The organism is Flavobacterium sp. IMCC34852, assembly GCF_030643905.1.
Lineage (GTDB): Bacteria > Bacteroidota > Bacteroidia > Flavobacteriales > Flavobacteriaceae > Flavobacterium > Flavobacterium rivulicola.
Genome location: NZ_CP121446.1, coordinates 2,780,746 through 2,793,452 on the forward strand (window position 1 = coordinate 2,780,746; position 12,707 = coordinate 2,793,452).

A 12,707-nucleotide genomic window follows, 5' to 3' on the forward strand; every position below is an offset into this window, starting at 1 on the left:
CTATTTTGTATATTTGAAATCAATAGAAGAATTAACAAATGAACCACAAAGCCATATCCATTCGACCATTTATTGGTGCCAAAAACTATGAAATCTCCAGAAGTTTTTATCGCGACTTGGGCTTTGAAGAAGTGGTCATATCATCCAATATGTCTTATTTCAAAAGTGAGACATTAGGCTTTTACCTGCAAGATGCTTATGTAAAAGATTGGATAGACAACACCATGGTTTTTATGGAAGTGGAAGATGTACAACAGTTTTACAGGGAATTATTTACTTTAGACTTACCAACAAAATACAAGGGTGTTCGGGTAGTACCAATAAAGGTACTAGATTGGGGAAGCGAATGTTTTGTGCATGATCCTTCGGGGGTATTGTGGCATTTTGGGGAGTTTAAAAAGTAAACCTAATACAACAACTTCACTTCCTTCAATTCATAATATTCCAAACTATCATCGTTTAAAAGTACTGCCAATTTCCCATCACGTGTCACACATTTGATTATGCCCATAAATCGGTCACCATTGGAGTATTCAAAAGCAGCCGGTTTATCTTTTTTAAACAATAAACTGTTGTAATGCGCCCAAGCTTCATCAGCGCGCTCGGGGAAAAGAATGAGGTGTAACTTAAGTGATTTTATAAACCTTTCTCCTACTTCGGTTATATCATAATGTTGTTGGGTAATATTCGTCAAAGAATTCGCTTGGGGCAAATGTTCAAAATCGGTTTGGTTCAAATTTAACCCAAAACCTACAACAGCCGTATAACTGCCATCTGACTTTAGCGAATTCTCTATGAGTATGCCACCTACTTTCTTATTTTCTGCCATAATGTCGTTGGGCCATTTGACATTTACTTTGGTTATGCCATTCATGGTCAGCAAACCAACAGCTGCCAAAGCCACAGCAATATTAAAGTCGTAAATAGAAATCATTTCCTGCGGCACATCTTTAATCAATACACTAATAGTGAGGTTTTTACCCGGTTCACTTACCCACTCCGCACCCATTTGTCCTCTGCCTTTGGTTTGTTCGAAAGCCATGACAGCCGTGTAGTTTTCTAACCACTTTTCTTTGGCCAATTGCTTTAAATAGTCATTGGTCGAATCTATGGCATCGAGTTTGATTATAGGCATGATAGAAATAAAATTTGGTCGTAATTTTAAACTTTTGTTAAGCAAAAATAAGGACAAAAAGTAATACCTTTGCCAAATACACATAAATACTAGATGACGAAAAAAGCAGTAAACACCGATATACTCCTGGCGAGTATTATCAAAGGCATTGAAGAAGTAAAAGGAAATGATATTGACATACTCGATTTAAGAGGTATAGACACCGCTGTTTGTGATTATTTTATCATTTGTAATGGTAACTCCAACACCCAAGTTAACGCAATTGTTAACTCTATCCAAAAATTAGTTTCCAAAGAATTAAAAGACAAACCTTGGCATGTAGAAGGTACAGACAATGGCGAGTGGGTTTTAATGGATTATGTTGACATCGTGGTACACGTTTTCCAGAAACAAATTCGTGAATTTTACAACATTGAAGGACTATGGGGCGATGCCCAAATTACAACCATACCAAGTAACTACTAAAAATTGCGCTAAATATATATGGCTACCGAAAAGAAACCCAATAATTTTAAAATAAGTCCATGGTGGATTTACGCCGGATTAATTATTATATTCTTCGGATTGAACTACATCGGCGGTTCCGGTTTTCAGGATACTGCTAAAATTTCTTCGTCTAAGTTCAACGAGTATTTAGACAAAGGACAAATCGAAAAAGTAGTGATTTTCAACAAAACAGAAGGGGAAGCTTATCTGACTGCCGCGGCTTTAAAAGACAAAGCACACAGTAAGTTAGCCCAAGACATGTTGGGTAACCCAAACAAAGGACCACATTACTCTTTTGAAATTGGTAATGATGAAGTGTTCCAAAACAAAATCGAAAAAGCCAAGTTGGAAGGCAAAATAAAAGACTACGACTTTAAACCCAAAAGCAATTGGTCTGAAATATTTATCAGCCTCTTGCCAATCATCATCATCATTGGTCTTTGGGTTTTAATCATGCGAAGAATGTCTGGCGGTGGTGCCGGAGGTGGCGGTGGCCAAATTTTCAACATCGGAAAATCGAGAGCCAAATTATTTGACGAAAAAACCGATCTTAAAACCACTTTCAAAGACGTAGCCGGATTAGAAGGTGCCAAAGAAGAAATACAAGAAATTGTAGAATTCCTAAGAAACCCTGACAAATACACTACGCTTGGAGGTAAAATTCCGAAAGGTGCTTTATTAGTAGGACCTCCGGGAACCGGAAAAACCCTTTTGGCGAAAGCCGTAGCCGGTGAAGCCAAAGTGCCATTCTTCTCTTTATCAGGTTCTGATTTTGTGGAAATGTTTGTGGGTGTTGGAGCTTCTCGTGTGAGAGATTTATTCAAACAAGCCAAAGACAAAGCACCGGCCATTATCTTTATCGATGAAATTGATGCGGTTGGTCGTGCGAGAGGGAAAAATAATTTCTCCGGCTCAAATGACGAACGCGAAAATACCCTTAACCAGTTATTGACAGAAATGGATGGTTTTGGCACCAATACACACGTAATCGTATTGGCAGCTACCAACAGAGCTGACGTATTAGACAAAGCTTTATTGCGTGCCGGACGTTTCGACCGCCAAATTTATGTTGACTTACCGGACGTTAGAGAGCGTAAAGAAATATTTGAAGTACACCTGAAGCCTCTAAAAAAAGTAGAAGATTTAGACATCGATTTCTTAGCCAAACAAACCCCGGGATTCTCGGGAGCTGATATTGCCAACGTGTGTAACGAAGCCGCATTAATCGCTGCCAGAAACAACAAAACAGCTGTAGATAAACAAGATTTCTTGGATGCTGTTGATAGAATTGTTGGCGGTTTAGAAAAGAAAAACAAAATAGTAACCCCGGAGGAAAAACGCGCCATTGCCATTCACGAAGCCGGTCATGCCACTGTAAGTTGGATGCTCGAACACGCAGCGCCATTAGTAAAAGTTACGATTGTTCCTCGCGGACAAAGTTTAGGTGCCGCCTGGTATTTACCCGAAGAGCGTTTAATTGTTCGTCCGGAACAAATGTTAGACGAAATGTGTGCCACTATGGGCGGACGTGCAGCTGAAAAAGTAATATTCAATAAAATTTCTACCGGAGCCTTGAGTGATTTGGAAAAAGTAACCAAACAAGCGCGTGCGATGGTGACTATTTATGGTCTGAATGATAAATTAGGAAACATCACTTACTACGATTCTTCGGGACAAAGTGAGTATAATTTCTCTAAACCTTACTCAGAAGAAACGGCTTTGGTCATCGATAAAGAAATTTCAAATTTAATAGAAACCGAATACCAAAGAGCCATACAGATTTTACAAGATAACAAAGAAAAACTGCAGCAATTAGCTGACATCCTGATTGAAAAAGAAGTCATCTTCAAAGACGATTTGGAAGCCATCTTCGGCAAAAGACCTTTTGATACTCACACTGAGGAAACAGCAGTAGAAACAGTGACAGAATAACATTTACAGTTTTTTAACATTTTTTTAAAATCTTAATTCAAAACATACTTTTGAATTAAGATTTTTTTATCTTTGAGGGATTTCAAATACCAAAACAGATTATACCCATACAAGCATGAGTCTTTTCAGAAAAATTTTTGGCACAGGTAATGATGCCTCTGACGAAGAAAGTCAAAGCGAATTTAATAATACTCCTTCCAGTTTCTCACTGCTTCCGGTAGATGAGAAGTTTACTTATAATTTCAAAAAAAACGGAGGCAAGTTTTTGTACTGTGAAAATTTAAATGAAGTAAAAGACCAATTCTTAAATATCTTAGAAGAAAACGATTGGTTCGAATGTGAAGCCCTTTGCTATGAGCCGAAATTGTTCAGTATGTTGGACGAAAACAAACTGATGTACGACAAACCTGCTAATCCTAAATTCTTATTTGCCAGTTGCGAAAATTTGATTGCCGATGAAGGTTCGGTATTATTTTCTTCCAACCAAATCAAACAAAATAAGCCTAACGATTTACCTATCAATATCATCATTTTAGCCACTACGAGTCAAATTTTGGAAACCAAAAGCGATGGCTTGCGTGTGATTAAAAAGAAATACGATAAAGATTATCCAACCAACATTACTACCATCAAATATTTCGAAAAAGCCAAAGACGAAGACTTCCTGCAATACGGAAGTACGGCCAAGAATTTATACCTCTTGCTTTTAGAAGATTTATAGCATGACGACTACTGTAACAAGAGCTTTATCCGGCGCAGTTTATGTACTGTTACTGGTTGGCGCGACTTTATATTCTCAATATAGCTTTTTGTTATTGTTTGGTATTTTATTGCTTTTCTCCGTAGTAGAGTTTTGTAAACTAATCTCTTTAAAACCAATTATTCCAATTGTTATTGCAACAATAGGCTACATTCTTTTCAACTTAAATAACACCATCAAAACCAACGAAATATTGCTACTCATTGCAGCTTTATTGGTTTCAATACGCTCACTGTTATTTCTGTTTGAAAAAAAGGATAGATTTCTGGATGTACAAGCCAAATACGTTTTTTTGATTGGCTATCTAATCATTCCTATTATTATTTTTACCAAAATTCCTTTCATCAATAACCAATATGTACCCGAAATCATTATTAGTATTTTAATAATCATTTGGTGCAATGATACATTTGCTTATTTGGTAGGAATCACCATGGGAAAAAACAAACTTTTTGAGAGAATTTCGCCCAAGAAAACTATAGAAGGTTTTGTCGGTGGCGTTGTTTTTTCGGTCGTAGCCGGAATTTTATTAGCCCAATTCTATTTACACCAAGACCTTATCAAATGGATTATCATAGCTATGATTGTAAGCGCTTTCGGCACTTTAGGTGATTTGATAGAATCGAAATTCAAAAGAATTGCAGGCGTCAAAGACAGCGGTAATATTATGCCCGGTCATGGTGGTTTTCTAGATCGCTTGGATAGTATTATATTTGTAGCACCATTTGTTTATTTGTTTTACCAAATTATCTATTATGTTTCATAAAGAAGGTTATAAAATCATTTTCATTGCTATTTTAAGTTTTGTTGCAGCGTTATTATTAACAGATAAATTTGTACACATTCCATGGCTTAGAATTTCAATCCAACTTGTTTTTGTATTCCTTTTTGTAATGATTTTACAATTCTTCAGAAACCCCAACAGAAAGATAGTACCTAATGAAAATTACTTCTTAGCACCGGTTGACGGTAAAGTAGTGGTGATAGAAGAAGTATTCGAAGAAGAGTATTTCAAGGACAAAAGATTACAGGTTTCCATTTTTATGTCGCCGATTAATGTACATGTAACACGTTATGGGGCTTCAGGTAAAATCAAATTCAGCAAATACCATCCCGGAAAATACTTAGTAGCGTGGCATCCGAAAGCCAGTACCGAAAACGAAAGAACCACTGTGGTGATTGAAACCAAACAGTTTGGAGAAGTTTTGTACCGACAAATCGCAGGAGCTTTAGCGCGCAGAATTGTAAACTATGCCGAAGAAGGTCAGCAAGTCGTTCAAGGAGAAGATGCCGGTTTTATTAAATTCGGTTCCAGAGTTGATATTTATTTACCATTAGGAACAAAAGTGGATGTTGCTTTAAACCAAAATGCTGTAGGTAACCAAACGGTTATCGCCTCTAAATAATTAGGATAAAACATGTCTGAAAAAGAATTAGAAGTTCGATTTCTGGAAGCAGTTGAGATTGCTTCCCAAATGACACAGTCATCGTTGCCGCAAGATGTTCAGTTGCGATTGTATGCCTATTATAAACAAGCCACTTTTGGCACTATTGAATACAACAATTCAGGGAGTTTTGATTTAAGAAATGCTTTTAAAACCAATGCTTGGATGCAAATCAGTCACTTATCAGTAGACGAAGCCAAAGAATTATACATTGAAGCTATCCACGCCATTGTAAACGAAAAAAAATAAATTATGAAAAGGATTATTGCTTTTGCATTATGTTTTTCTTTTACGTTCCTATTGCCTTCTTGCAATAAAAAAAAGTTGACCGAAGTAGTAGAAGTGCCATTGCCTTCCGCGGAGGAAAAACTAACTATCGGTCAGCCTGATGATGTAACTGCAGAAGAAGGACAATTCGCGCTTGCTAAATTGCCTTACGAATACAATGCTTTGATGCCAAGCATTGATATCCTTACGATGGAAGTGCATTATTCCAAACATTATTTAACGTACACTAATAACCTCAACAAGTTGGTCGCTGCCGATCCATTGATGGTTGATTTAGCCATAGAAGATATTCTTAAAAAGCTAGACATGAACAATGCCGATTTAAGAAATAATGCCGGTGGTTATTATAACCATACCCATTTTTGGGAAGGTATGGCACCCAAAGCCGGTGGTCAACCCAAAGATACTTTGGCCACTGTAATCACTCGAGATTTTGGTTCATTTGAAGTTTTTAAAAATCAGTTTTCTGATGCCGCCGAAAAACAATTCGGTTCAGGCTGGGCTTGGCTAGTAGTAGACAAAGCCGGAAAATTATCGGTAACGAGTACGCCCAACCAAGATAATCCTTTAATGCCGAACCAAACCGTAAAAGGAACACCAATCTTATGTTTGGATGTTTGGGAACACGCTTATTATTTAGACTACCAATACAAACGCAAAAAATACATTGAAGCTTTCTTTAAAGTCATCAATTGGAAAAAAGTAACCGAACGGTATTTGGAAGCCACGACAACGAAATAAAAAAATCCCTAATCTTTCGATTAGGGATTTTTTTTACCAAATAACCACTTTCAGGTTGTCCGGTCTTCGCATTTTGCTTCCGGGTTTGATGTTGAAAGCTTTGTGGAAATCGGGATTGTTTTCCAATGGTCCGTTGATTCTGTATTTGGCCGGTGCGTGTACATCGGTTAATAATTGTTGGGCTAAAGATTCCGGTTTGATATTCACCATCCAAGCGTAGCCATAAGCTAAAAAGAAACGTTGTTCCGGCGTTAAACCACTTATTTTTTCTTTGTTTTTGTATTGCGCTGATTTTTTAAAGGCTTCAAATCCCATGACAACACCTCCTAAATCGGCTATGTTTTCCCCTTGCGTAGCATCACCGTTTACGAATTTGCCCGGTAAAGCTTCGTATTGACTGAATTGTTCCACAATCAATTTGGTTTTGGCTTTGAACTTTTTCAAATCTTCTGCGGTCCACCAATTGTTTAAGTTTCCTTTTTCGTCATACTGACTGCCTTGGTCATCAAATCCGTGGGTGATTTCGTGTCCGAAAGTAGAACCACCAATAATACCATACAACACAGCATCATCGGGCATTCTGCCTTCAAATCCGGGTACCAAAATATTACAAGCCGGAACACAGATTTCGTTGTTACTAGGACTATAATAAGCATTATAGGTTTGCGGATACATGCCCCATTCGGTTCTATCAACCGGTTTGCCATACTTTTTTATCATATCTTGAATCGCCCATTTGTTAGTAGCCATAACATTGGCTAAAAACGTACCTCTATTGATCTGAACACTGCTCAAGTCTTTCCACTTATCAGGGTAACCGACTTTCATTACAATCTTACTCAACTTGAATAAAGCTTTTTTCTTTGTCTCTTCGCTCATCCAATCCAAGTTCTTGATGCGTTCTGCATAAACATCGCGAATGTTATTTCCTATTTCCAGCAGTTTCTCTTTGGAGCCTTTCGGCAAATAATCTTTCACATAAACCTGACCTATTAATTCGCCCAAAGATCCATCGGTTTGCTCTACTATGCGTTTCCATCTTGGCTTTTGTTCTTTCACGCCACTCATCACTGTAGAATAAAAATAAAAGTTTTGCTTTTCTATAGCATTATTCAAATAAGACGCATAAGAATTTACCAAATCCCATTCCAGATAGGTTTTCCAATCTTCGATTGAATAACTTTTTATCATTTGGTTCAAAGCCTTGTAAAATTCCGGTTGGCCAACAATTACGGTATCAACATTTTTAATTCCGATGTTGGCAGTCATTGCTTTCCAATCGATATTTGGCGTTGCGGCATTGATTTGATCAATCCCCATTTTATTGTAGTTTTTAATCGGATCACGAAGCGCTTCTAATTTTCTGGAGTTATCCGCCAATTCTGTTTCCAACTTCATAATTATGCTGGCATTGGCTTTAGCGGTTTCTTTATTTTTTCCAATTAACAAGCCCATTTTCTCCAAATGCTTTACATATTCGGAACGAATATTAGCGGTTTCTTTATCGGTATTGAAATAGTAATCTCGATTCCCTAAACCCAATCCACCTTGACCCAAAAACACGGTATATTTAGCACTGTTTTTATCATCTTGACCTACATACAAAGAAAAACCCGGATTAGCACCGATGGTATGTAAATACGCGATGGTTTTCAATAAGGAAGGAACATCTTTAATGGCTTTGATTCTACTCAAATCAGCTTTTAAAGGGGACAAACCCAATTTTTCAATTTGTAAAGTATCCATACCGGAAGCATAGAAATCGCCTATTTTTTGTTCGTTACTTCCTTTCGGTGCGTCGGTCATCTCCGCTGATTTTTCACAAATTTGTTTAATTTGAGAATTAATGGTATCGCCTATAGTTCGGAATATCCCGTTACTTCTTTCACTGTCCGGAATTGGATTTCGTTTAAACCATCCACCATTGGCATACATAAAAAAGTCATCGCCGGGATTGACCGTGGTGTCTCTGTTAGTTAATAAAGGATCAATAAAATCGGCTTCTTTTTGGTTACAACCAATAAGCAATAACGCAGAAAATAAGCCTAAAGTTAGCTTGGTTATTAATTTCATATAAATACTTTTAAATGGCTATTGGACTTCATTTAGACTTAAATGTTACCAAAGTTAATGCATTTGTGAAAATTAAACATAAAAAAACCACCCGAAGGTGGCTTAGTGATTAATCTTTAATTCCGAGTTTGTCTAAAATATCTTCCATCAAACACCATTTGGTGATAGAAGATTGCAGCAAATTGGCTCCGACAAAAGCGGTAAACCAAAGCCAATTCTGATTGACATAAATCGATAACAATAAGCTGATTAAGATAAATGTTCCCGCTACAGCTCTGATTATTCTGTTTTTCATAGTATTAATATTAATTAGATTTTTCAATTTGAAGTACAGCCACATCCACTTGTGCCTTGGTTTCCTGTTTGGCATTAAAATCGGCGACGAGTTGGAAGAACAAATCCACATTTTCTTTTTTTACAAAAGCGTAAAAAAGCAAGGATTCCGTTTCATTCATTTCGGAAGCGAACCAATTACTTTCAATAAATTCTTCCGAAACGTCTTTGTAACCCATTACATTTCTGTAACTGAAAGCTTTGACGCTTGCTTTCTTCAGCATCGATTTGATGTCTTTCTCAAATTCAGTTATGGCGGTGATGATTAATAATTTCATGATTTTAGGAATTAAGTTCTTGCTCTTTTGTTTCTGATGAATTGCGCTCCCATTTTTTTCTCTCGGTGATGTAATAAATCAAAGGCACTACAATTAGTGTCAGCAATGTCGATACAATTGCTCCAAATACTAACGAAATCGCTAAACCTTGAAATATCGGATCAAACAAAATGATGGATGCTCCGATAACCACTGCTCCGGTGGTTAATAAAATTGGCGTGGTTCTTACTGCGCCGGCTTCTATGATAGCTTGTTTCAATGGTACGCCATCGTTCAATCGGATTTCGATAAAGTCGATAAGCAAAACTGAGTTTCGCACCATCACACCGGCCAAAGCAATCATTCCGATAAAAGAAGTTGCGGTAAAGAAAGCACCCAACATCCAGTGACCTAAAACGATTCCGACTAACGAAAGTGGAATAGCCATCATCATCACCATCGGGGTTTTGAAATTTTGGAACCAACCTACAATCAACATATAAATAATCACAATCACGATTAAGAAAGCTGCTCCTAAATCGCGGAAGACTTCCAACGTAATTTGCCATTCGCCATCCCATTTTACGGTAAAATCGCTTTCATCAGATGGTTGCTCCATGTACAATTCGTTGACTTTATAGCCTTTTGGCAATTGCATTTTTTGGAGTTTTTCATTCATACCTAAAATCGCGTACACCGGACTTTCTAAATCTCCGGCCATATCAGCAGTTACATACACCACACGTTTTTGGTCTTTGCGGTAAATGGTTTTTTGCAAGGTGTCTTGAACCACTTTAACCAAATCACTAACAGGAACAACATTGCCGCGATTGCCTTTGATTTTCAAAGTTTGAATGTCTTGTAAACTCGTTTTATCCTTATCGTCTAAAGACAAAACAATCCCTACATTGTCATTTGAATTTTCATCATACAAATTAGAAACCGGATATTCTTTAAGCAAATAAGTCAAATTGCCTACCACTTGCTGTGGAGCAATTCCGTTAAGCATGGCTTTTTCTTTATCGACCACCAATTTATATTCCGTTTGGTCGTCTTCAGTCATCCAATCTACATCAACTATATCTGTGGTATTTTCTAGAATGGTTTTTACTTGATTGGCGACTTTGATTTGCTCTTTATAATTCGGGCCATAGATTTCCGCTACCAATGTCGATAATACCGGCGGTCCGGGTGGCACTTCTATAATCTTAACATTAGCAGCATATTTCTTGGCTATCTTTTGAATTTCGGGACGGACGATTTTGGCAATGTCGTGACTTTGCAAATCGCGGTCTTCTTTATGCAACAAATTCACTTGAATATCGGCCATATTACTACCACCACGCATATCGTAATGACGCACCAAACCGTTAAACGTAATCGGAGCAGAAGTACCGATATAGTTCTGATAATTTACCACTTCAGGAACGGTTGAAAGATATTGGGCGATTTCCTGAGTTACCGCAGCCGTTCTTTCTAAAGTCGTTCCTTCCGGCATGTCAATCACGACTTGGAATTCGTTTTTATTGTCAAATGGTAACATCTTCACGGCTACCGATTTGGTAAAAAACATCAAGACCGAACCGATTAACAATAAAACGGTGATACCTAACATCAAACGACGCTTTTTAGAACTTTCTAAAAATGGTCTTTCCATTTTGCTATAGACTTTATAAATCCATGATGTTTCTAATCCTTGTTCGGCTTTTTGTTCTTGTTCTTCTTTTTCGTGTAATAAATGGTAACCCAAATAAGGTGTAACAGTCAACGCCACAAACAAGGACAACAACATTGCAATCGAAGCACCAATCGGCATCGGACTCATGTATGGTCCCATCATTCCCGATACAAACGCCATCGGAAGAATAGCTGCAATAACTGTGAACGTTGCTAAAATAGTTGGATTCCCAACTTCATTAATCGCATAAATAGCTGCTTGTTTGAATGGTAATCGCTTCATCTTGAAGTGACGGTGCATATTTTCGGCGATGATGATACTGTCGTCTACGACAATTCCCACCACGAAAACTAAAGCGAATAAGGTAATTCTATTCAACGTGTAACCCAACATATAATAGGCAAACAGTGTCAAAGCAAACGTTAATGGTACTGAAAAGAAAACCACCAAACCGCCGCGCCAACCCATGGCTAACATCACCAAAAGCGTAACCGCAATAATCGCAATCCCTAAATGCAGTAACAACTCACCTACTTTATCCGAAGCGGTTTCGCCGTAATTACGCGTTACTTCTACGTGAACATCATCGGTGATAATCGTTTGTTTCAGTTGCTCGACTTTCTCCAAAATCTTTTCGGAAATTTTCATCGCATCTGCCCCTTTTACTTTACCGATAGAAATCGTTACGGCAGGATATTCCGAATTGTTTTTGGCGAATTTTTCATTGGCTTTGCCATACCCAAAAGACACATAACTTCTCGGCGTTGACGGTCCGTCTTGTACCGAAGCGACTTGTTTCAAATAAACCGGAAGATTGGCATTCACACCAACTACTAAATTCTCAACATCTTCTGCAGATTTTAGAAATTCTCCGGTTGTCAACAAATATTCTTTATCGGCTGAAACAAAACTTCCGGATTGTGAGCTGCCGTTATTGGCTTGAATCATTTGCATAATGCTCAACACATCGACACCGTTTTCGGCCATTTTATCTTTGTCTAACACCACTTTCACTTCGCGGTTTCGGCCACCGATTTCTTTGGTGATGGCGACATCTTTTACTTTTTCAATCTCAGAAGTTACTTCTTCGGCTATTTGACGAATTTCGAAATCGTTTAGCTTTTCGCTCCAAAGTGTTAGGCCTAACATCGGAACATCGTCAATAGAACGGGTTTTTACTAAAGGTTTGTAAACACCCTGCGGAAACATATTTTCGTGTTTGGCCAACTCATCGTATAATTTTACATACGAACGTTCCACATCTTGCCCAACATAAAACTGGACAATCAAAATCGCTTGCCCATTCATCGCCATACTGTGCACGTGTTCTACGCCTTTGATGTTGGAAAGGATTTTCTCTAAAGGTTTCACCACGCGGCTTTCGACTTCACTTGGACTCGCTCCGGGATAACCCACCATTACGTCGGCCATCGGAACATTAATTTGCGGTTCTTCTTCTCTTGGAATCAGAAACGAACTGTATACGCCGATAATCATTAATCCAACCATTAACAGTATCGTTAACTTCGAATTGATGAAAAAATGGGCGATTTTACCTGATATACCTTCTTGCATTTTT

Annotated in this window: 13 protein-coding genes; 8 read left to right on the top strand and 5 right to left on the bottom strand. The window is 37.8% G+C overall.

Features of this window, described 5'->3' with window-relative positions; genetic code table 11:
- Nucleotides 1-38 precede the first annotated feature (38 nt).
- Nucleotides 39-404 carry a VOC family protein gene (locus tag P7V56_RS12015; protein ID WP_171222909.1) on the top strand — a complete coding sequence of 122 codons (366 nt, stop codon included), beginning with the start codon at nucleotides 39-41 and terminating at the stop codon, nucleotides 402-404.
- Between the two features lie 2 nt (nucleotides 405-406).
- Here the strand turns inward: P7V56_RS12015 and P7V56_RS12020 are convergent, their stop codons facing one another.
- Complete coding sequence (locus P7V56_RS12020; protein ID WP_171222910.1) at nucleotides 407-1,135, bottom strand: biotin--[acetyl-CoA-carboxylase] ligase; 729 nt, start codon at nucleotides 1,133-1,135, stop codon at nucleotides 407-409.
- A gap of 93 nt (nucleotides 1,136-1,228) precedes the next feature.
- On the opposite strand from P7V56_RS12020, the gene rsfS reads away from it, so the two are divergent.
- From rsfS to P7V56_RS12055, 7 genes are all read left to right on the top strand, one after another.
- A complete protein-coding gene (gene rsfS, locus P7V56_RS12025) occupies nucleotides 1,229-1,600 on the top strand; it encodes a ribosome silencing factor (RefSeq protein WP_171222911.1) in 372 nt (123 codons plus the stop codon).
- A gap of 18 nt (nucleotides 1,601-1,618) precedes the next feature.
- Entirely contained in the window at nucleotides 1,619-3,553 is a 1,935-nt protein-coding gene (gene ftsH / locus P7V56_RS12030; RefSeq protein ID WP_171222912.1) for an ATP-dependent zinc metalloprotease FtsH, read from the top strand.
- A gap of 115 nt (nucleotides 3,554-3,668) precedes the next feature.
- On the top strand, nucleotides 3,669-4,274 hold the full coding sequence (locus P7V56_RS12035; protein WP_171222913.1) for an LUD domain-containing protein: 606 nt from the start codon (nucleotides 3,669-3,671) through the stop codon (nucleotides 4,272-4,274).
- 1 nt (nucleotide 4,275) lies between these two features.
- The gene (locus P7V56_RS12040; RefSeq protein WP_171222914.1) at nucleotides 4,276-5,079 is read left to right on the top strand and encodes a phosphatidate cytidylyltransferase; all 804 of its coding nucleotides are present in this window, start codon (nucleotides 4,276-4,278) and stop codon (nucleotides 5,077-5,079) included.
- Nucleotides 5,069-5,719: a phosphatidylserine decarboxylase family protein gene (locus P7V56_RS12045; RefSeq protein WP_171222915.1), complete on the top strand. Its 651-nt coding sequence runs from the start codon at nucleotides 5,069-5,071 to the stop codon at nucleotides 5,717-5,719. Before P7V56_RS12040 ends, P7V56_RS12045 begins: the two co-directional genes overlap by 11 nt.
- Nucleotides 5,720-5,731: 12 nt before the next feature.
- Nucleotides 5,732-6,007, top strand: a complete 276-nt coding sequence (locus P7V56_RS12050; protein ID WP_171222916.1) for an acyl-CoA-binding protein — start codon at nucleotides 5,732-5,734, stop codon at nucleotides 6,005-6,007.
- A gap of 3 nt (nucleotides 6,008-6,010) precedes the next feature.
- On the top strand, nucleotides 6,011-6,787 hold the full coding sequence (locus tag P7V56_RS12055) for a superoxide dismutase (RefSeq protein WP_171222917.1): 777 nt from the start codon (nucleotides 6,011-6,013) through the stop codon (nucleotides 6,785-6,787).
- Nucleotides 6,788-6,820: 33 nt separating this feature from the next.
- Here P7V56_RS12055 and P7V56_RS12060 read toward each other — a convergent pair whose 3' ends face one another.
- The 4 genes from P7V56_RS12060 to P7V56_RS12075 form a co-directional block, all read right to left on the bottom strand.
- On the bottom strand, nucleotides 6,821-8,860 hold the full coding sequence (locus tag P7V56_RS12060; protein ID WP_171222918.1) for a M13 family metallopeptidase: 2,040 nt from the start codon (nucleotides 8,858-8,860) through the stop codon (nucleotides 6,821-6,823).
- A 109-nt stretch (nucleotides 8,861-8,969) separates the two neighbouring features.
- The gene (locus tag P7V56_RS12065; RefSeq protein ID WP_171222919.1) at nucleotides 8,970-9,155 is read right to left on the bottom strand and encodes a YgaP family membrane protein; all 186 of its coding nucleotides are present in this window, start codon (nucleotides 9,153-9,155) and stop codon (nucleotides 8,970-8,972) included.
- A 10-nt stretch (nucleotides 9,156-9,165) separates the two neighbouring features.
- Nucleotides 9,166-9,471: a hypothetical protein gene (locus P7V56_RS12070; RefSeq protein WP_171222920.1), complete on the bottom strand. Its 306-nt coding sequence runs from the start codon at nucleotides 9,469-9,471 to the stop codon at nucleotides 9,166-9,168.
- A gap of 4 nt (nucleotides 9,472-9,475) precedes the next feature.
- A complete protein-coding gene (locus tag P7V56_RS12075) occupies nucleotides 9,476-12,703 on the bottom strand; it encodes an efflux RND transporter permease subunit (RefSeq protein ID WP_171222921.1) in 3,228 nt (1,075 codons plus the stop codon).
- Nucleotides 12,704-12,707 lie beyond the last annotated feature (4 nt).